Annotated in this window: 14 protein-coding genes; 6 read left to right on the top strand and 8 right to left on the bottom strand. The window is 42.2% G+C overall.

Annotated elements, in window-relative coordinates:
* The first annotated feature begins 72 nt into the window (after nt 1-72).
* A complete protein-coding gene (locus JKG64_RS16660; protein ID WP_246512636.1) occupies nt 73-1,809 on the top strand; it encodes an alpha-L-fucosidase in 1,737 nt (578 codons plus the stop codon).
* A 16-nt stretch (nt 1,810-1,825) separates the two neighbouring features.
* Here the strand turns inward: JKG64_RS16660 and JKG64_RS16665 are convergent, their stop codons facing one another.
* The 3 genes from JKG64_RS16665 to JKG64_RS16675 all read right to left on the bottom strand — a co-directional run bounded on the left by JKG64_RS16665 (nt 1,826) and on the right by JKG64_RS16675 (nt 5,420).
* Complete coding sequence (locus JKG64_RS16665; protein WP_210355420.1) at nt 1,826-2,494, bottom strand: copper homeostasis protein CutC; 669 nt, start codon at nt 2,492-2,494, stop codon at nt 1,826-1,828.
* On the bottom strand, nt 2,487-3,476 hold the full coding sequence (locus JKG64_RS16670; RefSeq protein ID WP_210355421.1) for an isoaspartyl peptidase/L-asparaginase family protein: 990 nt from the start codon (nt 3,474-3,476) through the stop codon (nt 2,487-2,489). Before JKG64_RS16670 ends, JKG64_RS16665 begins: the two co-directional genes overlap by 8 nt.
* A 78-nt stretch (nt 3,477-3,554) precedes the next feature.
* Nucleotides 3,555-5,420: an aminopeptidase P family protein gene (locus tag JKG64_RS16675; RefSeq protein ID WP_317195852.1), complete on the bottom strand. Its 1,866-nt coding sequence runs from the start codon at nt 5,418-5,420 to the stop codon at nt 3,555-3,557.
* A 70-nt stretch (nt 5,421-5,490) separates the two neighbouring features.
* On the opposite strand from JKG64_RS16675, the gene dacB reads away from it, so the two are divergent.
* From dacB to JKG64_RS16700, 5 genes are all read left to right on the top strand, one after another.
* Nucleotides 5,491-6,912 carry a D-alanyl-D-alanine carboxypeptidase/D-alanyl-D-alanine endopeptidase gene (dacB, locus tag JKG64_RS16680; RefSeq protein WP_210355422.1) on the top strand — a complete coding sequence of 474 codons (1,422 nt, stop codon included), beginning with the start codon at nt 5,491-5,493 and terminating at the stop codon, nt 6,910-6,912.
* Between the two features lie 71 nt (nt 6,913-6,983).
* Nucleotides 6,984-9,260, top strand: a complete 2,277-nt coding sequence (locus tag JKG64_RS16685) for an NADP-dependent malic enzyme (protein WP_210355423.1) — start codon at nt 6,984-6,986, stop codon at nt 9,258-9,260.
* Nucleotides 9,261-9,347: 87 nt separating this feature from the next.
* A complete protein-coding gene (gene ruvA / locus JKG64_RS16690; protein ID WP_210355424.1) occupies nt 9,348-9,932 on the top strand; it encodes a Holliday junction branch migration protein RuvA in 585 nt (194 codons plus the stop codon).
* A gap of 141 nt (nt 9,933-10,073) precedes the next feature.
* Nucleotides 10,074-17,093 carry a T9SS outer membrane translocon Sov/SprA gene (sov, locus tag JKG64_RS16695; RefSeq protein WP_246512637.1) on the top strand — a complete coding sequence of 2,340 codons (7,020 nt, stop codon included), beginning with the start codon at nt 10,074-10,076 and terminating at the stop codon, nt 17,091-17,093.
* A gap of 102 nt (nt 17,094-17,195) precedes the next feature.
* Nucleotides 17,196-17,669, top strand: a complete 474-nt coding sequence (locus JKG64_RS16700) for a GAF domain-containing protein (RefSeq protein WP_210355425.1) — start codon at nt 17,196-17,198, stop codon at nt 17,667-17,669.
* A gap of 41 nt (nt 17,670-17,710) precedes the next feature.
* Here JKG64_RS16700 and JKG64_RS16705 read toward each other — a convergent pair whose 3' ends face one another.
* The 5 genes from JKG64_RS16705 to JKG64_RS16725 form a co-directional block, all read right to left on the bottom strand.
* Nucleotides 17,711-18,604, bottom strand: a complete 894-nt coding sequence (locus JKG64_RS16705) for a WD40 repeat domain-containing protein (RefSeq protein WP_210355426.1) — start codon at nt 18,602-18,604, stop codon at nt 17,711-17,713.
* 63 nt (nt 18,605-18,667) lie between these two features.
* Nucleotides 18,668-20,320, bottom strand: a complete 1,653-nt coding sequence (locus JKG64_RS16710; RefSeq protein ID WP_210355427.1) for a tetratricopeptide repeat protein — start codon at nt 20,318-20,320, stop codon at nt 18,668-18,670.
* A gap of 151 nt (nt 20,321-20,471) precedes the next feature.
* Nucleotides 20,472-22,415, bottom strand: a complete 1,944-nt coding sequence (locus JKG64_RS16715; protein ID WP_210355428.1) for an OmpA family protein — start codon at nt 22,413-22,415, stop codon at nt 20,472-20,474.
* Between the two features lie 11 nt (nt 22,416-22,426).
* On the bottom strand, nt 22,427-23,446 hold the full coding sequence (locus JKG64_RS16720; protein ID WP_210355429.1) for a PorP/SprF family type IX secretion system membrane protein: 1,020 nt from the start codon (nt 23,444-23,446) through the stop codon (nt 22,427-22,429).
* Between the two features lie 11 nt (nt 23,447-23,457).
* The coding region (locus JKG64_RS16725) for a DUF7507 domain-containing protein (protein WP_210355430.1) at nt 23,458-25,859 on the bottom strand (2,402 nt) is incomplete at its 5' end.

Here is a 25,859-nt window from a genome sequence, read left to right on the forward strand (position 1 = left end):
CGTACACCAACCTTTACCACCATGTATTACAATCTATTAAAGACCACTTTAATATTCTTAACATGTCTCATCATGTACTTACAAACCTTTGCTCAGCCTTCTTCCACAAAGAGCCAATGGTTTCAGGAAGTTCGATACGGCATGTTTATCCACTGGGGGTTATACAGCGCTGCCGAAGGACTTTGGAAAGGAGAAAAACTACGCTATCTAAATAATTATGCAGAATGGATAAGGTATCGGAACCGCATCTCTAAAGAAGAATATGGCGAACTGGCTCATCGTTTTGACTGGACTAAGATAAATCCGGAGGAGTGGGTATTATTAGCAAAGGAATCTGGCATGAAATACATCATCATGACCAGTAAACATCATGACGGAGTAGCCCTATGGGACACTAAAATCGGAGACTACTCCCTACCTCACCTATCTGGTTCCGACAGAGACATTATCAAAGAATTAGCCGAAGCCTGTCGTAAACACGGCATGAAACTAGGCTTTTATTATTCCCATTGGATCGACTGGGAACATCCCTATGCCTGGGATCACAATCAAGAGTTAAAAGGTCATGTCAGTGATGCACAATTTGACCAATATTGGCAGAAAAAAGTTATCCCCCAACTTACCGAGCTATTGACCGATTATGGCGACGTCGCCCTGATGTGGTTCGATATGTGGATTCCCTATCAAAAATCAATTATCAAAAAAGAGCAACTATTACAAGTTGTCGAACTCATACGCCGTCTACAGCCTAACTGCCTTATCAATTCCCGTCTCGGTCTACCTACGGACAAAAGTGCCGTAGACTTTGAAACCTTTGGCGACAATCAATTTGGCACCACCTACATTGATCACCCCTGGGAAACACCTGCTACGATCGCACACTCTTGGGGATACAACAGTCAGGAGAATGAATGGAAATCGACATCGCAGCTATTTCATTCCTTGATTTCCAATGTCAGCCTGAATGGTGGCCTCACCCTCAATATAGGCCCTCGAGCAGATGGGAAAGTGCCGTACGAGAGTATACAACGCCTCCATGAGGTAGGAGACTGGCTCAAAGCATATGGCAATAGCGTCTATGGAGCCACAGGACTTCCATTCCGATCAGGGCAACATGACTGGGGATACCTCACGACCAAGCAAGAAGGCAACTCTACTTTTGTATATGCCCAAGTCTTCAACTGGCCATTGGATCACACTCTACGCATCTCAGGAATCAAGACCGTGCCACAAGAGGTCTACCTCATGCGAGGCGCAACAAAAAGAAAACTTTCATTTAAGTCTGACGGACCGTTATTGCATATCGACTTAAAAGGTGAAGAACAAGACAACCATGTCTCCAATATCATATTAAAATATAACCAACCACTGGCAATAGACAGCGATATTGTTGCAGAATCGACTTTTGGAGGTTTTGCCCTCACCGCAACAAACCATCAGGACAAAGGAATCGCTTTTCAAAAATATGATGGAAAACAACCTAACCGTATCAAACTAGACGGGACAAAGAAGGTCAGATGGGTTGTATATATTGCTGAACCGGGCTTGTACAAGTTGGATCTATCAGCCTACAATCCGCTTAAAACAGATAAAAAAATCAGTATTATAGCAGATAAAATCACGATCAAAGGACTATTGGAGCCAAACTCGATGATGGTAGCCGAGCCAAATGAGAACAATTACAATCCGGAATTTACAGATCGACGGATAGGTCAGATTTCCTTTCCAAGCAAAGGAACCTATACCATTGAACTCACCAATGAAGGAACAGATGCGTTTTGGTTTAATCGGATATGGATCAATAAATAAAGCGAAAGAGAAGGTATTAAGATACCTTCTCTTTAAGCTCTTTCACTTCTTGAGCGACAGCGGTGTTTCCACCATCAGTGATTGCCGAAGAATGAAAATACACGGCAGCCGTTTCACGTAAAACCTCTTCCACATTCGTCGAGCGGAGACCTCCTCCCGGCATGATGACAATACGACCTTGAGCCTTTTGTACAAGATATTTTAGATTCGCTAAACCGTCCATCACATTGGGTTCGCATCCTGACGTTAGAATGGTCGTAAAACCACAGGAGATAACATCTTCCAAAGCAACATCCATATCTGTAACATCATCAAAAGCACGATGGAACGTACAAGGCAAGGGGGAAGCCAATTCGACTAGCGCTCTATTCTGCTCCAGACTCACGCTATTATCTTTATTTAATATCCCAAAAACAAAGCCATTCACATCCTGTTGCTTCATACGGATCAGTGCTCTTTTCATCTGATCAAATTCGTCCTCATTATACACAAAATCTCCCCCTCTTGGACGCACCATTACATTCAGATCGATATCGAGTTCTTTGCGAAGCGCGATAACATCTTCTATATTTGGAGTGGTCCCTCCCACCTCCATACCGGCACAAAACTCAATCCGGTCTGCGCCATTTTCTTGCGCGATCAATGCTGCCCGACGATTGAAACTTGCAATCTCTATATTAGCCATTCGTTTTTAGATAAGAATTTGAAACAATAAGCTCATTCCCCTTAGAATCATATTTCGCATAATTGAAGCCCCCGTGGATACAATATGCACCGTATTCTCCCTTTTTGTTCAAGGCAATAAATCCTACCTGTATATTATCCAAGGTTTTTTTCCGGTTATGGGTAAATTTAACGATTCGCTTTACCGCTTCTTCACATGCTTTTTGAGGAGCATATCCCTGCCGCATCAACTCCACCACCAAATGACTTCCTACCGTACGGATTACCTCTTCACCATGTCCCGTAGCTGTAGCTGCCCCGATTTCATTGTCTACATAGAGTCCAGCCCCAATAATTGGAGAGTCCCCCACCCGACCATGCATCTTAAAGGCCATTCCGCTAGTGGTACAGGCGCCAGACAAGTTGCCTTGGCTATCTAGCGCAATCATACCAATCGTATCGTGATTTTCAATATTGACCACCGGCTCATATTTTGCAGTTTTTAACCACTCCTGCCATTCCTTTTCCGATTCCGCAGTCAAGAGATTTTCCTCTGGGAATCCCTGCTCTTTAGCAAATTGCAAAGCCCCATCTCCCACCAACATCACGTGAGGAGTTTTCTCCATCACTGCCCTAGCTACAGATATCGGGTGTTTAATATGCTCCAATCCAGCTACAGAACCTATACCCGCATATTCGTCCATGATACAGGCATCCAGCGTCACCTTGCCATCCCTATCAGGGCGCCCTCCATATCCGACACTCCGTTCTGTAGGGTCAGCCTCTGTAAGTCGTACCCCCTGCTCCACCGCATCCAACGCGCGTCCTCCTGCGGCAAGCACTTCCCACGCTGCTGCATTGGCCTTTAGTCCAAAATCCCATGTCGACAGCACTACTGGCTTATTCACTTTCTCCAACGACATCCCTTTTGACAAATTCGGAGCCAAACCTATAGCCAGCGAGCCTACGCCTATTTTACGTAAAAACCTTCTTCGTGAGTTCATCTATTTTATGCTAATTTGAGGTTATTTCAAAGAGCGATAGGAGGTTTCCCTTCCAAAGGACAACCTCCTATCGTAATATTAAATTGCTTGCGTCTTATCTTTTAGCCAGCCAGCCTCTTCCTCGGTCAATAGCGGAGACAATTTGTCGTATACCCATTGGTTGTAGCCGTTTAGCCAGTCGATATGGCTTTGCTGCAACAGGTTCTTTTCGACCAGATCCGTCGCAATATAACAAATGGTCAAGGTCTCGAAATTCATAAAATCTCCAAATTGAGAGCTCTTATAATTTGCTGATAACACAAGATTTTCGATACGGATTCCGTGTTTACCTTCCCGATATAGTCCAGGTTCGATAGAGGTAATCATTCCTTCTTCCAGTGGTATATCTACATTGGTCGGATTGATGACCTGAGGCCCCTCATGTACATTTAAAAAGAAGCCTACTCCATGTCCCGTACCATGTCCATAATTACGCAACGTCTCCCATATAGGACGTCTCGTTATCGCATCAATCTGATAACCTCGTGTATTCTGTGGATATATCGCCTGACTACCTTCAATAGTACCTTTCAATACGATGGTATAGTCTTCTTTTTCTTCTTGTGTGACATTACCCAATGATACCACACGCGTAATATCCGTAGTCCCAGTTTTGTACTGCCCTCCAGAATCTACCAGTAATAGGCCCGAGGGCTTTAATGTATAGTTACTAGCTTCCGTAGCATGATAATGCGGTAATGCACCGTGGTCCAAATAACCAGCAATAGTATTAAAACTGATATCAACAAATCCCGGTTGCGCTGCCCTGAACCCCTGTAATTTCTCGGCGATGGAGATCTCTGATAATTCTTCTTTACCCAGCGTTTCTTCCAACCACTTAAAAAACTTCGTCATAGCTACCCCATCATTGACCATGGTATTGCGCACATGAGCGATTTCAGTCTTGTTTTTAATTGTTTTCAAGCTTGTCGATGGATTGATCCGCTCCACAATCTTCACTCCCGCCGGAATATTGTCATATATCGCAAAACAAGTCCGCTTTGGGTCGATAAGGATACTGCTGATCGATATATCCTTCACAAATGCAAATGCATTCGCATAGTCCAATACACGTACCCCCTCACGCTCTAATTCAGCGACCGCCTCTTTATCCAGTTTTGAAGATTCGACAAAGAGGATCGCTTCCTCCTGCGTCACATATACAAAGCCCAGCACAACCGGATTACACGGCACATCCTGTCCCCTAACATTGAGCAACCAGGCTAAGTCATCCAGTGAAGATATGAAATGCCCTTCCACACGATACTTTTGTAGAGCCTTCCGGACCTCTTCCAATTTAGAACCCGTACGCTGTCCGGTTATATCTTCGCCTAGCAGATAAGCTTTCACCTGTGGCAAAGCAGGTCTCCCCTCCCATATTGTCCCTAGCAAATCCACATGTCCATCTACCACAATACCTCTAGGTTCCAAACTGTTCTTGACTGTCTGTGCGACAAGCAAGGAGGCAAGATTACCATCAAAGGCAACTTTCGCTCCTTTTTCCAGTCGCTGATCCAACCACTCCACATATTCTGCGGCAGCCTGCACTTTAAGTTTTACCAATTCAAATCCCGTTCCTGCAAGTTGCTCCGCTGCCTGCACAAAATAACGAGCGTCAGTCCATAGTCCAGCAAAATCAGGAGTTATTACTAAAGTACCCGCAGATCCACTGAAACCGGAAGTCCACTCTATACACTTATAACGCTCAGGGAGGTATTCACTAATATGAGGATCCGATGAAGGAATAATATACGCATCAATTCCCTGTTCCTTCATTAAACCACGGACCTTGGTTAATCTTTCTAAATGTGACATATTTTTATAACTAAATATCTCCTGCAAGTTAGCGATTTCTATTCCTTTACGGAACTGCGCGCCAGCATTTCTTTCTTTAACAATCATCATATGCGAGCTTCACGATTATATTGGATATCAAAATGAATTTATTTAGGTTTGTCAAAATGCTATTATGATTATGAACACAAAACAATACGTTGCGCTATTCTATCTTTTGCTATTTTCTATTACAGCATCCCAAGCGCAGTCTATCCAACAGAATTTAGACAAAGGGTTTCAGTCGTTCCTTGCACAACCCGGGTTGAAAAATGGAATGGCGAGTTTACACGTCATAGACAAGAGCACGGGCAATATCGTGTTTGAAAAAAACAGCAACATAGGTCTTCCTACCGCTTCGACCCTTAAAGTAATTACGTCTATCACAGGCCTTGACCTTTTGGGAGCGAACTACACTTACAAGACGCGGCTTTATTATACGGGCACCATAGATAGCCTAGGCATCTTACATGGCGATATAGTGATCCAGGGTTCTGGAGATCCTACCTTAGGTAGTGATCGCTATGAACAAACCAAAGGACAGACGCTACTAAACAAATGGGTGAATGCCATCAAAACCGCAGGTATTATAGCGGTCGAAGGGCGTATCATAGGTGATGACCGTCTTTATAACGGCCATGATGTCCCTGGAGGATGGATATGGAACGACATGGGCAACTACTACGGCGCTGGCATATCAGCATTAAACTGGCAGGAAAATAAAGCGGGGATTAATTTCCAAACCGGCAGTCCCAACAGTGCGGCTCCGATAGCATCCACCACCACCGATCTTTCTTACCTCCAACTGATCAACACGGTAAAAATCGGGAGACCCGGCAGTGGTGACAATGTCTACGCCTACTCGGCACCCTATTCCGAAAAAATATACCTCCGTGGCACCTATGGCCAGGATTTAAAGAAAACAATTGAGATTTCTCTTCCGGATCCCGCTTTTGCATTAGCTTTCGACCTTTCTAAAGCTATCAATACTTCTGGAATAGTTGTAAGCTCGCCCCCGACCACAGGGCAAAGGCTGGTAGAACAGGATTCTATATTTCCAAACAAGACCGCAGAACTAGATCTACACACCTCTCCGGCGCTAACAGACATTGTGTACTGGTTTAATCAAAAAAGTATCAACCTCTATGGCGAAGCCATCTTAAGAAGCATAGCCTACATCAGTGGGGGCAAAACCTCCACCTACGACGGTGCAAACTACCTACAGAAGTTCTGGCAACAAAAGCTTCAGATCAATAGTAGCGAACTAGGTATTATCGACGGTTCAGGTCTTTCTCCACAGAATAATGTAACGACCAACGCGATGAATCAAATCATGCAATACGCTATAAAAAGGCCTTGGTACGATTCCTTTATCAAGAGTCTACCTACCTATAATGAGATGACGATGAAGAGTGGCACTATAGGTGGCACCTTAGGGTACACAGGTTATCATAAAGCAAAAGATGGCAAAGCATATACTTTCACTATTATCGTCTATAACTATACGGGGAGTGCGTCAAAAATGCGTCAAAGTATGTTCACTGTTCTAGACATCCTGAAATAATAACTTTATTATTGTATATTATAAAAACAGAATAATACCTTTGGAGGCTTAAATTTGACACCCATACTAAAATGAGTAATATCAATAGAAAAAAAGAGGCTTTGGACTATCACGCCCTTGGCCGTCCCGGCAAAATTGCAGTTGTTCCAACAAAACCTTACAATTCTCAACGCGACTTATCGTTAGCCTATTCTCCTGGAGTAGCAGAGCCGTGTCTTGCTATCGCCGAAAATCCAGAAGACGCCTATAAATATACCGCAAAAGGAAACCTCGTTGCTGTAATCAGTAATGGTACTGCCGTATTAGGTCTAGGCGATATCGGTGCTCAGGCAGGTAAACCTGTTATGGAAGGAAAAGGTCTTCTTTTTAAAATATTTGCAGACATCGATGTATTTGACATCGAACTGGATACCAAGAACGTAGATGAGTTTGTCAACATCGTTAAGGCCTTAGAACCAACTTTCGGCGGTATCAACTTAGAGGACATCAAAGCACCGGAATGTTTTGAGATTGAACGCCGCTTAAAAGCGGAGATGAATATCCCGGTCATGCATGATGACCAGCATGGTACAGCCATTATTTCTGGAGCGGCTTTAATTAATGCCTGTGAGCTTCAGGGTAAAGACATTGCTTCTGTTAAAATCGTCGTAAATGGTGCAGGTGCCGCTGCAATATCCTGTACAGGTATGTACGTAGCAGTAGGTGCAAAAAAAGAAAACATCGTTATGTTGGATAGCAAGGGAGTAATCCGCAGCGACCGCGAGCAATTGGATGGTTCCAAAGCAGAGTGGGCTACGAACCGGGATATCCACACCCTAGCCGATGCAGTTGCAGGATCGGATGTATTCATTGGTCTATCGGCAGCAGATGTCCTTACTGCGGATATGCTAAAATCCATGGCAGACAAACCGATTGTTTTAGCAATGGCTAATCCAAACCCAGAGATTGCCTATGATCTAGCAGTAGCTACACGTTCAGATATCATCATGGGAACAGGCCGTTCAGACTTCCCTAACCAGGTTAATAATGTATTGGGATTCCCTTATATTTTTAGAGGAGCTTTAGATGTCCGCGCTACAGCGATTAACGAAGACATGAAAATCGCAGCGGTTCATGCCATCGCTGATCTAGCAAAACAGACGGTACCAGAAGAGGTAAACCAAGCGTACAATACAAACAATCTACGTTTTGGAATAGATTACGTAATCCCAAAACCGACAGATCCTCGTTTGATTACAGAAGTCTCTATTGCCGTAGCCAAAGCTGCTATCGCCTCAGGTGTGGCAAGACAGACAATTACGGACTGGGAAGTTTACAAAGATGAACTACGCAAACGTCTTGGAAAAGACGACGGTATTATGCGTAAGGTAACTTCTATTGCGAAAAACAATCCTAAAAGAGTGGTCTTTGCGGAAGCAGATAATGCGAAAACACTTCGTGCCGCACAAATTGTCAAAGAAGAAGGAATTGCGATCCCTATTTTATTAGGAAACAAAGAGCGTATAACCAACATGATTGAAGAGTACGCTTTTGACCTAGACAATGTTACAATCATTGATCCTAAAGCAGAAGAAAAAACAGAGCGTTTTGAAAAATATGCAGAGCATCTTTACAAAAAAAGAGCTCGTAGAGGTGTTTCTAAAATGGATGCCATCAAGCTGATGTCTAACCGCAATTATTTTGCAGCTAGTATGGTTGAATTTGGAGAAGCTGATACTCTCATTTCTGGATTGACACGCAATTATGCATCCACCATTAAGCCCGCATTACATGTAATTGGAGCCAAAGAAGGAAGCCGAATTGTAGGAATGTACATGATGCTGACATCAAAGGGACCATTATTCCTAGGCGACACGACAGTAAACACAGATCCTTCTGCTGAGGAACTTGCAGACATCACTGTCTTGATTGAAAAAGCGGTACGTCGTTTTAATGTAAAGCCACGAATAGCGATGCTTTCTTACTCTAACTTTGGTTCTAGCGACGGTCCGACGCCGACAAAAGTACGTGAAGCTGTAAAACTACTTCACAAAAATCACCCTGAAATCATCGTAGATGGCGAATTACAAGCCAACTTCGCATTGAATAAAGAGATGTTGGACAGCAATTTCCCATTCAGTACCCTGAAAGGTGAAAGTGCCAATACCCTTATATTCCCAAGTTTAGCATCAGGTAACATTGCTTACAAACTATTGCAAGAAGTTGGAAATGCAGAAGCGGTTGGTCCTATATTACTAGGCATGAACAAACCGGTACACGTATTACAATTAGACAGTTCCGTTCGTGAGATTGTGAATATGGTAACCATTGCGGTGGTTGATGCACAGGCACACGAGACTTCAAAATAAAGTTACAAAGGAGATAAGTTACGATGGTTACAAAAGACGCCTTCATAACTTTATAACCTTATAACTTCATAACTTTAAAATACAACCATGTACGATTATTTCAATGGTAAACTCGTATTCAAGGCCCCTACCCATGTCATACTTGAGGTAGGGGGCATTGGATATTATGTCCATATTTCATTAACGACCTATTCACTGATCAAAGACCAGGAAAACTGCAAACTCTTTATCTCTTTTCAGGTCCGCGAAGATGCTCATACATTATTCGGTTTTGCGACCGAAGGCGAGCGCCATCTATTTAATCACCTAATTTCTGTTTCGGGAATAGGCCCAAACACAGGCCGGATGATGCTTTCCTCCATAACTCCAGAAGAAATTCAATCTGCCATCGTAAATGGACAGGTTGCTATCATCCAAAAGATAAAAGGGATAGGTCCTAAAACCGCCCAACGTGTTATTCTCGAATTACAGGACAAACTCAAGAAGCAAGGAGATCATGCCTTACTTCCGCTTCCTACTACGACACAATCTGTACCAGACGAAGCACTATCAGCTCTCGTAATGCTCGGTTTTCAAAAAACGCAAGTCGAAAAAACGCTTGCGGCACTCGTGTTAACAGAAAGTAATCTGACCGTAGAAGGGCTTATCAAAGCTGCCCTTAAAAAGCTATAACGTTTGTAGTAAACAAACCACATTAACAATCTTTTAACATTTTACTCCCAGGAATATCTTGGGAGTTTTTGTTATTATTAATTAAAACATAGATATTTGCTTGAATAATAGCAATTATTAATTTTATTTAGCCAAACTCTCTTGAAAAAGCACAGGTCATTATTTTCATTATTGATACTTGTTTGTGTACTGATAAATATTGGCTATGCCCAAGTGGTAACACCTGTCACAAATCTTTCAGCCGGTGATTCCACAAAATTAAAATATCACCTTAAGGACAATCCCTTTATCAAACTGCCGAAATCCTATCGCCCCATTTCTTTGGATATACCACAGAATATCGAGAGGGAGATCGTTTTTGACCCAGAAACAAAACAATATATTATTAGGGAGAAACTCGGTACAAAGATGTACCGCCCTCCCCTATACCTCAGTATTGATGAATTTAAAGACTATGAATTCAAAAGGCTGAAGAAAAACTATTGGGAAGAATTGGCCGGGAAAGAAATGGCAGAAGAACGGCGACGCAGGCTCTTCCCAGTCATTGAAATAAACAGCCCCACCTTTGAAAAAATATTTGGAGGAAATACCATAGATATCAATCCACGCGGTAGCGTGGATGTTGGCATTATGGCCCAATACAATACTAATGAGAACCCAATGTTTAACGAGCGTCAGCGCAAACAATGGGGGATGGACTTTGACCAGAACATGAATCTTAACCTAGTAGGTAATATTGGTGAACGGGTAAAAGTAAATGCCAACTTCAATTCCCGTGCTCAATTCGGTTTTGAAAACCAAATTCGATTCGACTATGTCGCTGGCGACGATGATATTATACGTCGATTGGAGATTGGTAATGTGAACATGTCGCTCAACTCTACCCTCATTCAGGGTGCAGAATCACTGTTCGGAGTAAAAACACAACTACAATTTGGAAAGCTTGCCGTTACGGGTTTACTCTCTCAACAACGCTCAAGTAAAAAAGAGATTACCTTATCTAATGGTAGCCGCGAAAGCGAAATGACATTAGAACTCAGTAATTACGAGGCTAACCAGCACTACTTCTTGGGACAATACTTTAGGGACACCTACGCTCAGTCCTTGGCTATGGCCCCGATCATCACTACACCTATAAATATTACGCAAATAGAGGTTTGGGTCAATAACCGGTCTAATACGTTCGAAGATTCCCGGGACATTATGGCCTTAATGGACCTTGGAGAATACAACCCTCACAACACGATCATCAATCGTGTATCTCCCAACCGGTTACCGTCCACTGGGATACCGGGTTCGCTAAGCCCTGATATTTCCAACGACTTACTATCCCAATTGGGTGAACCTGGACGGGAGTCTACCGGCAATGTCGTGCAAAGTTTCTTCTCAGGAACCGGTGCCAATGACAACTATGCGAAGCTAACCTATGCCCGCAAACTTATCGAAGGTAGAGACTACACCGTAAATAGACGTCTAGGATACATTTCCCTAGTATATCCACTGGGACAGGATCAAGTATTGGCCACTGCTTATCGTTACCTGGCCAATGGTAAAGAGTATCAGGTCGGAGAATTTAGCACCGATATCCCCGTAACTCCTTCCGCTCCCAAGATGCTTTATACAAAGCTACTGAAGAATGAAATTTTGAAAACAAACCTTCCGATATGGAATTTGATGATGAAAAATATTTATTCTCTCAATGCGACCAACATCTCCGAGAATAATTTATTTCTACAGATTTACCGTACTGAAACAGAGACTGGAGCCGACCGACCATCAATGTATGAAGGTAGCCAAACAGCCGACAAAACCTGGTTGCAACTCACGAGTTTGGATCGTGTCACGCAAAATCTCGCTGCAGGATCAGATGGTTTATTCGACTTCTTGCCAGAAATCACTATTGAACCTGTACGCGGAAAATTAATTTTCCCAGTTGTAGAGCCTTTCGGTAAGGATCTGGCCGCCCGTTTTAATGCAGGTGAAGTTGATCTGATTGAAAAATACACCTATCCTGAACTATATACACATACCAAGGTTGACGCGGAACAAAAATTCCCAAATAAGAACCGGTACAAATTAAAAGGGAGGTATCAATCCGGATCCGGCACAGAGTATCAGTTGAGTGTTATGAACCTCCGTCCTGGGCAATTACGTGTCATGTCAGGAGGTGCTATTCTTACCGAAGGTACCGACTATATGGTCGACTATCAGATTGGTACATTACGGATACTAAATCAAGCCCTTGTCCTCTCTGGACAACCTATAAGCGTTTCTGTAGAAGATGAAACCTTATTCGGCCTACAACAGAAGACATTAATGGGTGGCCGCTTAGATTACACTGTTAATAAAAATCTAATGGTAGGCGCTACCATCATGAACCTGACAGAGAAGCCGATATCCGAAAAGGTATTCATTGGTGAGGAACCTATATCCAACACGATGTTTGGGGCTGATATTACTTACAACGCGCCTTCGCGCTGGCTGACGAGAATGGTTGACAAATTACCTTTCTTAAGTACAAAAGAAGAGTCCCATATCAGTTTCTATGGTGAGTTTGCACACTTAAAACCGGGGCATCCGAAAGGCTTAAATACCGCAAACGGGAATACCGGTACCACCTATATTGACAATTTTGAAAACAATTTTTCTTATATAGACATTAAAGGGCAGCTGGGCTGGCAGATTTCAGGAACACCGCGTATGTTCCCGGAATCAAACCTAAACAACGATTTGGCCTACGGCTACAACAGAGCGCAGCTCGCCTTCTACAATATCGACCCGATCTTCTATCAGCCTTCGAGTCTCAATCCACGTATAAACGACCGCTTTCTACTCGACCACAGAACCCGAAAAGTGACCGAGAAGGAGGTCTTCCCGTACAAAGAAATCAAAACTGGCGGTGATGCATTCTTACCCACCTTGGATTTGGCCTATTACCCTATGGCTCGTGGTCAATTCAATTACACCACCACAAACATAAGTCCTGATGGCAATCTCTTGAATCCGAAGACGCGTTGGGGCGGTATGTTCCGTAAGATTGACCAAACAGATTTCGAGGCCCAAAATATTGAATTTTTAGAAATGTGGATGATGGATCCAACATTGACTAATCCAAATAAAGCCGGTGGAGATATCTATATCAACTTAGGAAATATTTCAGAAGATATCCTAAAAGATGGAAGAAAATCCTTGGAAAACGGCCTCTCGCCTACAGGAGACAAGTCACTAGTAGACCAGACTGTATGGGGTAATGTAGTACGTAACCAGCCCGTAGTACAGGCCTTTGAAAATTCAGATGCCAGCAGATTAAATCAAGATGTCGGACTTGATGGTTTGACAAACGATGACGAACGCTCTTTTCATGCTAATTTCTTGAATCAGATGCGAGGCATTCTTGATCCGCAGGCATTTGCAAAACTAGAAAATGACCCTTCTTCAGATGACTATATCTATTTTAGAGGTAATCACTTTGATCAAAGTGTAGGCATTCTCGAACGTTACCAGTACTATAACGGAACCCAGGGCAATACACGGACCAATAATCAGTCTATGACAGATTTTGGAGTCGAGACCTCTGCCAGTACATTATTGCCAGACGGCGAGGATATCAACCGGGATAACACCATGAACGAGACTGATGAGTATTATCAGTATAAGCTATCTCTCCGTCCTCAGGACATGGTGGTGGGCAAAAACTTTATCGTCGACGAGCAGACATCTACAGTCCGTGTACTGAGTAAGGACATGGATGTAAAGTGGTATAAATTACGTATTCCTTTAAATGAATTTGAAAGTCGGGAAGGCAACATTCAGGATTTTAAATCCATCCGCTTTGTCCGTCTATTTATGACCAATTTTACAGATACTGCCGTAGTTCGTTTCGGAAGAATGCAATTCGTTCGTGGCGATTGGAGAAAATATAATGCAGAAAACGTAGCGAGCAAAGTTATTGCAGATCACAGCATGGGCGTTGTTGCCTCAGACAACTCGACATTCAACGTAGCCAACGTCAGTATCGAAGAGAATGGTAAACGCGAACCTATCCCCTACGTTGTTCCTCCGGGCATCAACAGGCAGATCGATATTTCCAACAACAATCTAGACATTCAATTGAATGAGCAATCCATGAGTCTCGATGTAAAACAGCTTCGGGACGGTTATGGGCGAGCGACATTCAAAACAGCCTCGCACGATTTCAGACCTTATGGCCGTCTTGAAATGTTTATCCATGCCGAAGGTGATAACCTTAACGATGGGGACTTCAGGGCCTTTATTCGTGTTGGAACAGATGACAAATACAACTACTACGAATACGATATGCCTTTGCGCATTACTCGTCCTGGAACAACTGCTGCAGATTTAATCTGGCCTGAGGAAAACAGGATGAACATTCAGATCAAACTATTCCAAGACGCTAAATTGGCACGGGATAATGCGAAGCTAAATGGACAACCTTGGCCATTGGATGTACCTTATGAGCACTCCGACGGTAAGAACCGAATCCTCATTATCGGAACTCCGGACATTTCCAAAGTACGCTTCTATATGATTGGAGTCCGCAACCCATTACGTGGCTCATCGACCAGTACACCGATGGACGACGGCAGAGACCTTGCAGGAGAATTCTGGTTCAACGAACTCCGACTTACCGACTTCGATGATAAAGGTGGATGGGCTGCTACAGCACGTCTTAATGTCAAGCTCGCGGATTTTGCCAATGTCGCTGTAACAGGTACCAAATCAACGATTGGTTTTGGTTCGATATCCCAACGTGTTGGAGAACGCAACCGCTCGGACAACTTCTTCTTCGATATTACGACAAATGCCGAACTTGGAAAATTCATACATCCTAGACACGGCGTCATCATTCCATTTTATTTCAACTATTCCAATCAGACAGCAACACCAGAATTCAACCCACTGAGTCCAGATATCGAATTAAATAGTGCCCTAGCGACCCTGTCAAACAACCAAAGAGACTCTTTATTACGTCTTGTACAGGATTACACCACTCGAAAAGGCTTTAGTTTTACTAACGTACGGAAAATTAGGACCAACAATGAGAAGCCGGTCCGTCCATGGGATATCGAGAACTTCGGTCTTTCCTATGCCTTCAGCGAGTACTACCATAGGGATTTTAACACGGCTTCGGCTTTACAACGTAATTATCGCGGTTCATTAGATTACACTTTTAGTAGTCCAACGGTGACATTTTTTGAACCGTTCAAAAGTATCAAGTCCAAAAACCTAGCGTTGATACGCGACATGAGCTTCAACCTTATGCCTTCGTTATTAAACTTTAGGATGGAAGTAAACCGTATCTATAACGAGAATACGCTACGGGATAATTCGTCTAACAACGTACTACCGACTTATTATAATAAGAACTTTAATATGAATCGCATATATGGTATCAGCTGGGACTTGACTAAAGCGCTTCGTTTAGATTTCAATGCGACCAACTACTCCATTATCGATGAACCAAACGGTCGGATCGATGGAGCCAAACGGGATACCTTATGGTCAAATTTCTGGAAGATGGGTAGAACGACAGATTACAACCATATGATGAATCTGACTTATACTCTTCCAATCAATAAGATTCCTTACTTGGAGTGGATAAATGCTACTGCTCGTTACGGTACACAGTTTAACTGGCAGAGCGAACCATTGTTGAGTTTACGAAATGAGAACATTAACCTGGGTAATAGCATACAAAATAATAGGACAATACAGATTAACCCAACGTTGAATCTGAGTGCACTCTACAACAAATTTAGTTTCATCCGTCAAAATTCAGGCAGGAATAGCACAGGGACTGTTCCATTTTTGGTCCAGTTGCTGACTTCTATCCGCAATGTAAACGGAGCGTATACAAAAACGGAGGGCACGTATCTTCCGGGTTATTTACCTTCGACCAATGTGCTTGGCTATGACTTCAACTCGAATGCTCCAGGCTGGGGCTTCCTATTCGGCGGACAAGGAGATATCCTAGATAAAGCGGCCCGAAATGGCTGGTTGTCATCTGATACGCTACAGACGAATATGTATACCAAAACATTTGCAGAGAACATCTCCGTTGTAGCCAATCTGGAACCGATTAAAGGCTTAAGAGTAGACTTAACGATGTCACGCATAGATAACTATAACCTGACGTCTGCTATTCAATTTAATGCCACTACAGGTCAGCTGGAAAGTGCATCCCCTTATGTGACCGGAAACTATACTGTTTCTCAGATTGCTATCCGTACTTCGTTTAAAAACAGTGATGCGTTATTCCAAAAATTTGAAGAACATAGACAGGCAATATCACAACGTCTAGGAGAGAAAAACATAAACTCGGTAGGACAATCTGCAGACTTCTATGCCGATGGATACAGTAAAACACAACAAGATGTAGTCGTCAATGCATTCCTAGCGACTTACCTTGGCAAAGATGCGGATCAGGCAAAACAGGGAATTAAGCCAACCTTCCCTCTTCCGAACTGGAGAATTTCTTACAATGCTTTGGCCAATGTACTGGGAGTACAGGATTTCATCAGCTCGATCAATATCAACCATGCTTATCAGTCTCAATATATTATTGGGGGATATACTTCAACAGCAAGATATGAGGAAGCCGACGGGATGCCGTTTGCGCGGGATGCAAATCAAAATTTCTTACCGAAGAATCAATATGGTCAGATATCAATCATCGACAGATTTGTTCCCCTTATCGGAGTCGATATGCGTTTTGCAAATGCCCTATCTGTAAACTCCGAATACCGTAAAACACGGGATATGAACATGAGCTTACAGAATAGTCAATTGGCAATGATGACCGAACAGTCTTTCATCGTAGGTATGGGATATCGGAAAAACAATATCCGTCTTCCTTTCGGAATTTTTGAAGACCGCAAGTGGGTAAATGATATGAACTTCAGAGTAGACTTTGCTTTGAACGACAGAAAAACTACCGTATACCGCTCAGATATCAACCAAGCAGAGATATCTGGAGGCAACAAGAGCTTAACGATCAACCCGTCATTGGATTATACCGTTAATCAATTCTACAATATTCGTCTATTCTATAATTCGAATGCTGTAAAACCATACACTTCCCAAAACTATGCAACATCGTATACGTATTTTGGGATTAACGTACGGATACAGTTTCAATAGGGAAGTGAACATGTTATCCTGTTAACTAGATAACTCATTAACAAGTTAACCAGTGGTGAACAAGATAACTCGTTAACAGGATAACTCGATAATAATAAAAAAATGGCAGAAGACCTTAAAATAAATACCGGAAATAAAGAGGAGCAGTACAAAAGTCTGATTCCACAGATTAAAGCACTATTGACGGGAGAACCGGACAAAATTGCTAACCTCGCAAACGTTGCCGCTGCTTTAAAAGAGCAATTCAATTTCTTTTGGGTCGGTTTTTATCTTGTAAAAGGAGATCAACTTGTGCTGGGCCCATTCCAGGGACCTGTAGCCTGTACACGTATAAGCTTTAATAAAGGAGTATGTGGCGCTTCTTGGGCACAAAAACAAACTCTAATTGTACCCAATGTAGAAGAGTTTCCAGGTCATATTGCTTGTAGTTCAATTTCTAAATCTGAGATCGTCATCCCTATGATGAAGAATGATGAAGTCGTTGCCGTATTGGATGTAGACAGTGATCAACTGAATACCTTTGATGAGATAGACGAAAAATTTTTAACAGAGATAGTTAATCTTGTTGTCCTGTAATCGAGTTATCCTGTTATCTAGTTAACAGGATAACTTCATAACTACTTCACCAACCAGACTTTGATCAGTTTATCATCTCCGGCCGTACATAACAATTTGAGCATTCCATCATAGGCCATACTATTGATTGAAAGATGATGTGAGTCAATCCCCTTATCACGGGATATATTCTTAAGCAGTCGAAAATCTTTATCCCATACTTTAATCGTTTTATCCCGACTTACCGTGACCAGTCCGTTTGACAGCCCAGTTATTCCATAAACGGTAAAAAAATGTGGAGTCAACTGGTTTTCCTTCATTAAGGTAGGAAATTTCAATTTATACATCTGGGCATCCCGTCCACCCGTATAAAGGTGCTCTTTGTCAAAAAACATACTCGCGATTGCCATCTCATGGACTTTCTCTGCTACAATCTGATTGAAATCTTGCGCATCATGAAGGTATACCCAACCTTGTTTATCACCAAAAGCAATAAGCTGTCCGTCCGTAGAAACAGCCATCGCCCGTACTCTATCTTTAGATACCTGAAAAGTATATAATAACTGGAAGGTCTCTAGACTCCAAACGTAGGCCCGACCTTCTTCTCCGATCCCAATAATTTCATTCTTGGCCTGAAGGAACTGAATATCAAAAATAGCTCCCTTCTCGACCTTCAGTTTAGCAACCAACTCGGGTTCGGTCCGTTGAATAATAAAGAGCTCTCCGTTACGCATTCCTGCAACAATCCAATCTGTACCGGGAATAATCTTGAGACAATATACAGAAGCAGGCACAGCGCAAAGTATCCGCTTAAATTTCATTTCGGTCAGATCCCATTCTACAATTCCCTTATCATTGCCTGCAGAATATAGAATATGGGTATCCTTATCAACCTCTAGTGTATAAATAGGATTTTGATGCCCTGCAAGTGTTCCATGTAAACTAATTTCCGTCATATCGAATAAGTAATCATTCCATCACGAAATTAGACAAATATAGCGGAGAGACAAAGTTATTATCTAGTTATAAACAATATGGTCACTGAGTTTCTTTTTAAGGCGTTGTTTAGCCTTCTTAACTCCGTCTAAGGAAACGGATAGCTTATCTGCAACCTCTTTATTCGAGAGATTAAGATTGATTAATGCCAATAAACGTAGATCAGAATCGGTGAGCTCTGGGTAACGCTGTAGCAGATCACTAAAGAAACATGGGAAGCTGTTTATATAAGCTAGTTTAAACTTTTCCCAATTACGATTATTCATCAGATTTCCACCTAACAGCTGTCTCAGTTCCAGACTAATCTGAACGCTTCGATGGGAATCTTCCGTATGGAAACGCTTATCACTCAATATAATTAATGGACAGTATTCCTCTTCCTCTTCTAACACATCATTTTTGACCACTTCCAGATTTTGGGTTCCACGTTTGCTCTTCTTATATAAAACAACAAGAAGGACGGAGACTGCAATACCTAAAGTGATAACCAGCAAGATGCTTAATCGTTTATACTGACGGGATTCACGATAGAACTGATCATAATTCGATTTTTCATCCTCCAATTTCGCCAACTCAATAGAAGAGCTACTATGCAATGTAGCAAGTAATCTGTTGTATTTAGTAGCTTCTTTCAGTGTCGACAACTGTCCCTCTTCAATAGCCAACGTATCCAACAATCTAGCCTTTAGATCGTAAGCTTCGACCAGACTTTCATACCGGATAGGCTTTTTCTCCATCTTGCTGAGATAGATATCAATATTCACCAATGCTTTAGCAAATTCACGTTGTTGAAACTGTATTTCGGCAATTTTTTTCAAGGAAATTAAACCCGATATAAGATCCCCAGAAGCCTGCGAATTGTATTTGTAATCAAGTTCAAAATAAGAAAGAGCTTTGTTGACATCATGCTTTTGGGCATATACGTTACCCATGTTTCCATAGGCTATCCCCATCCATGCAGAATCCAATACAGCATTAGATTTTTCCAATACTTTTTTAAAATATTCCAATGCCTCATCGGTCTTCCCTGTATTCAGTGCAATAAGACCTAAGGTGTTTATAATATCAAACAGTTCTCTAGGAGCTAGCTTATTATTATAAACAAGTGCTTTTTCAAGCAGTTGCGATGCCATATCATATTCCTTGATATCAAAAAAATAACGTGATAAGGTAATATAATATTGCCAGACATGAGCCACACGACTCTCATCAAGTTTCTCTAGGAGAGAAAGAGACTGTCTAAAATAACGATAAGCATCTGCGTACTTAAAATACGTATAGTAATAATTGCCAAAGCTAAAATTTTGTCGGAAAAGCTGCTCCCCTAAAGCGTTGTCCTGAGCAAACTGGACTGCTTTTTCATGATTCATGGTCGCCAAACTGTTGACCCGATCATAACGAAGGGAGAAATAGTGACCTAGCATCTCATAATAGACCGAAATGAGATTTTTGTCCTCTTTCTCTTTCGCTAGTTTATGTATAAATTCGATATTCTTAAGAACAGAATCTGCCTCATGGAGATCCATATCGATACGTAAAATAGAGAAAGCTTTTACTGCAACAAATTCACTTTTTAAAGCTCTTAATTCCTCATAAGGATTCACTTCACCTTTTGCTCCTTTACAAAGGGTGACGAGTAGCAAAGCACTAATCCAGAGAGAATGTAACAGTTTCACTTTAGTCTCGTAATTGATTTACAAGACAAATAACTCAAAGGAAAATGACATGACCAAAAGTAGCTTCTAAATTGTAGAACTATAGCTACAAATGAAGCTACTTTTGTTTAATATACCCAAAAAAGGGTAGTTGGCAGTTAATTATTAGCCACTAGTAAGACAGTACCTCCACCTCTGTTCTTCTGTTGGCTTGATGCTCTGCTGCAGAACATTTTACACCATCGGCACAGCGATTGACAAGACGACGTTCGCCATAACCTTTTGCTACAAGACGGTCACGCTCTATTCCCCGGGAGACAATATAATTCACCGCACTCTCTGCTCTTCGTTGTGATAGCACATCATTGTACCGGTGGGTACCTCTACTATCCGTGTGGCTTGATAGCTCGATACGTAACGTAGGATTATCCCGTAGCGTTCTGACCAGTTGATCCAGTATCACGGCAGCATCTTTCCTAATGTTATACTTATCGAAATCGTAGTATATATTTTCAAGTACAAACTTATGGCCGACTTCCATTATGGGTTCTAAATATAGAGCAACTTGATACACCGTATCTTTTGTCGGCACAGCGGTCAGTAGGCTCACCGAGTCAGCATGAAATCCGGAGCGCTCTCCCAAAATCTTATATCTCGAGTTTTTGTCTGCATCGAATGTAAACTCCGCCTTCCCATTACTTAGTGTTTTGGCTAACATCTCTCTTTTATCTCCATACAATGTGACATTAGTCTCCGTTAGAAGTTCACGCGATTTCTTATTGAACGTTTTTCCTTCAATGATAATTTTAAATACAGGCTTTTTATTTGCGTAGTGATAGATATCGTCTCCTCCTACTGTCCCTTTTCTGTTGGAAGAAAGAAATCCCTTTTGTGCTGTTTCATTGTCTTCCTGTACAAAATACGCGAAGTCGTCGGAGGCGCTATTAATAGGGAACCCCATGTTTTTCACCTGTACAATCTTCCCACTTTTCACCTTTGCCTCAAAGATATCTAACCCTCCCATCCCTGGTCTACCATTACTCGAAAAATAAAATTTATTACCGGATACCATAGGAAACATCTCATCATATTGAGTATTCACCTCCCCTCCTGCATTGACGGGAGAACCCCAGCTACCATCCGCCTGAAAATCAGAATACCAGATATCCACACCGCCTAGACCTCCTGGCATATCCGAAGCGAAGTAAAGCCTATTCTCACTGTCACTCCATGCGGCATGTCCTAAAGAATATTCTTTTACATTATTAAAAGGGAAGGCTGTCTCTTTCCAGTCGTTTCCTACCTTTTCATATATCATCAATTCTAATGTCGAGCGCGACCATTTCTGTCCCCCCTTACGGTATTTTTGTACCTCCTTGTCTGGATTAGTACGTGTTACGTACAATTTGTCTCCTGTACCGCTACTTGCAACCGGGCCGACGTGATATTTAGCATCGTTCATATTACCATCTGATACGATTGTTCCCTTACCTGATGCATTGACATCTTTAGAGAAAAGTCGAAGAAACGAATGCCCTGTCATTCCCGATTTACCCACAGTAATGTCGTTGGTTTCTCCTGCATAATACAGTTTATTCGGTGTCGCTATCATACCGAATTCAGAAAGTGGCGTATTAACATCGCTAAAGGGTAAGATCTCTACTTTTCCTGGGTGAGCGATCCAGCGCACAGCCGAGTCTGCTCCTTGTAGAGCGACCTTCACGAAATCGTCATCCCCTTGCTCCTCCATATAACGCCCGTACATAGCTTTCGCTTCTGCGTACTTTCCGTTTTGCTTCAGTACATTTGCGTATTGCAGTAGTGAATTCTTATTATAATCAGTTCGTTGTGCGACACGAGCGTACCAGTTTTCCGCCAGATCATAGTTATTGATCTGAGCGTAGCTCTCCGCTAAGCGTTCTAAATTTCTTGTTTTTACTTTTTTTGACTCACTCAATTTACCATATAACTGGGCTGCATTATAGTACTCGTATTTCTCAAAAAGTAAATCTGCTTTTGCCTGTAAACTGAGTTGCTCCTGTGCACAAACCGTAGTCGTAAGGAACATCAGTCCCAAGACGAAGTAGTGGTTTAAAAATATACGGTTATATTTCATTTTAGTAAGTTTTAAAAGAACCTTGGACTTAATATCTGTTTCAATGCACGATCGAACGTAATTCCCAACGTCACTTCATGGGTACCGCTTTGTAATCCTTGCATCTTATTCAGCATGATATCGTAGGAGTAGCCTATTCTGAACTTAGGTGTGACATAAAACTGTGCTATCCCTTGCACAGAATTGAGTGCGCTAAGCTTTGCCGGCGAATTATCGTAGTATTTTCTATCAAAGACCTTAGCACGTGTCCTATACCCTCCACCTATCCAAAACTTATTATTGAAAATAAACATCGCATTCACATCAAGAGATGTAGGTCCTTTGAAATCATCCTTCACCAAAAGACTTGGCCTTAAATGTAGACCTTCTTCTAATGAGATCAATCCTCCAGCAATAACGTAAAGGCTCACGTTTTTATAAAGGCTTTCGAGCGAGTTCTGATTAAATACAAATTCATCATTATCCACTGAATTAGAGAACAAATCGTGCACCGCTACTCCAGCATATATTTTGGGAGTCGTATAATAAGCTCCCAATCTAACATCAGGTACCCAGGTTGAAAGTTTGCCATCAGGAAGAACCTGATCCTTTTTAGTTACAGGATCAAGCTTAGCTCCATCCAATCCATACTGTGTAACCCCTGCAGCTACCCCCAAACTAATTCGCTTGGTATCCTCAGGATCTAGCTGTAAACGTAACGCATAGTTGGCGTATATTGAGGTTGCAGACTGCGCTCCCAGTCCATCTGCAGTAACTTGCAGACCGACACCGTGTCTTCTACTGACAGGGTCTAGAACCCCGTCAATAGAAATACTACCGGTTTTTGGAGCGCCATCCCAGCCCGTCCATTGACTTCTCAGTCCGACCTGTGCGAACCATTCTTCTTTATACCCTGCATAGGCCGGATTCACACTCAGCGAGTTGAATATATACTGTGTAAATTGTATGTTCTGTTGTGCTTGTGATGTTAAAAAACAGGTTACGCCCATCAGTAACAGTACAAATCTTTTCTTTATATTATTCTTGTTCATGACCTTAAGCTTTAGCGTGTTTTGATTAGTACATGACCCTTATACAGATCCTCTTTAGTGCCCTTTATTGTTTTAACGATATAGAAATACGTTCCCTCGTTAAGTCCATGTCCGGTCCACTCATTTTTATAATTACTGTTTCTGTAGACCTCATTACCCCAACGGTTCAGGATAGTTACTTCTATACGATCAAACCCTTCTATTCCTTCAATCTCAAACGTATCATTCGTACCGTCATCATTTGGTGTAAACACATTCGGGATGAAGAAAGGCATTTTCGCTATTCCCACTATCCGTTCGGCACGTCCGTCTAATTGTCCACCCGCTAAGTCTTTCGCTGTAACAAGCACTTCGTTAACGATACTGCCTTTGTCGAAATCAGCGCGTCTCACCTTATAAGTCGTTTTGAAAGTCTTCTCTGCTCCTACAGCCATATTTCCAACTGTCTCCATCATACCAGTCAATGGATCTTTGACCACCACATCGGTAAGGTCATAATTTCCTTTATTAGCGACCTTAATGGTATACGTAATAACCTCACCTTCCTTATTGACCTCGGTTTTGTCTGCATCCTTAGTTACTTCAAGAACATTATTGAATATCACTTTAACTAAGACCTCATTGGAAAGCTTCTCTATTACTCCAGTAGCTGGGTTGAAAGAACGCAATGTGACCGCTCCGCCTACCTTACCTTGAACGCGTGCTGTATTTCTGATTTCACCTCGGATGATATCGGCCAATACAGACTCATAGGTAAGGTCAAACTTCCGGGTTTCACCCTTTGCAAGATTACCGACAGTACCTGTAAAATTAGGGAACATAGGATCTGTGACAACCACACTGACCAAATCGACAGTACCCGTATTAGTTACCTCAATAGTATACTCGACCAGCTCTCCTAAGAAAGTAATTACGCTCTTATCTGCACTCTTCACGATACTTATCTCAGGTTCAAACCTAACTTTAGTCGATGCCTCATCAGTGACTTTTTCCCTGGTTTTCAAAGTTGCCGAAGCGATATTGTCTAACGACGTTTTCAATAAGTCATTGTAGGTGACTGTATACTTCAATTGGTACGTCTTCACCTCTCCAACGGTCAAGTTAATAACCTCTTTAAGATTCAACATTGCATCTTCGACCGTCACTTCTTCTAAATCGGTGTTACCTGTATTCGTTACTTTAATGGTATAGGTCAGTTCTTCTCCGACTTTAGATACCTCTTGTTTATCTACTGTTTTCTCAATTGCGACCTTACCTGTTTGACAGATATTAACACTCACTTCATTTGAAGGAACTTCTACTTTTCCGCCTACAGCTCCAGTGATCTGTCCGACTGGCGTATTAGCAATAACTTTTGCTGTACCAGTTACAAAGCCTCTGTTGATATCTGCCTGATTAATGACATACTCTGCCGTAAACTCACGTGTAGCTCCTGGCAACAATGCTCCCTGTGCGGTAGAAGTAATATTCCCCAGTCTAGGCGACAATGTGCTCGTTAAATCTAAATTATTCAACGCGACATTACCAGTATTCTTGACAGTGAAGGTATACGTGATCTTGTCATTGACCTTCAAGCCGAAACAGTCATTGCTAGTTCCCAGATTATGTTTCTGATCTAGGGAGATACGAGCGAATCTATCTGTTTCAATTATAGCTGGAGGTGTATCCTTGTCACCCACAGTCGCGATGTTGCGAATCTCTGCTGCCTCCGTCAAATCACCATTGACTTTTACTTTGAAGCTCAATGAAAGTGCCTGTCCAAATGGTACGTTTACTGTCCATGTTAGCTTACCACTATTAAAGACAGCACCATTGCTAGCTGTACCTTCTTCGTAAGTTGTATAAGCCGGAATCATGTCTGTGACAAGTAGATTCTTCAGATCGACATCTCCGTCATTTTCTATTTTGATCGTGTAAGTCAATAATTCTCCAGCCTGGGCCTTGTTATCACCGCTCGCATCCACAACGGTTTTAACCGAGCTGTGCGATGGTTTGCTGTCTGTAGGGATCTCAACCTCTGGGGTATCACCGCCAACAGTAGCGATATTCTTGATTGACGTTACTCCGGTAAGGTCAGCATTTACTGTAACCTTGAAGCTAACGGAAACCTCCCCACCGAACGGTACAGCAACAGACCAGTCTAAGGTGTTGCCTGTAAGGGTACCGCCTCCGGTTGCACTGTTAGGCACATAGCTGGTGTTCGCTGGGATAGCATCGCTGATAGCGATACCTGTCAACGCAACGTCTCCGGTGTTCTTAACAGTGATCGTATAGGTCAGTTCCTCACCGGACTGAGCCTTGTTATCGCCATTCTCATCCACAACGGTTTTAACCGAGCTGTGTGATGGTTTGCTATCTGTAGGGATCTCAACCTCTGGGGTATCACCGCCAACAGTAGCGATATTCTTGATTG

Origin of the sequence: Sphingobacterium tabacisoli, assembly GCF_017908035.1 — a bacterium.
Taxonomy (GTDB): Bacteria; Bacteroidota; Bacteroidia; order Sphingobacteriales; family Sphingobacteriaceae; genus Sphingobacterium; species Sphingobacterium tabacisoli.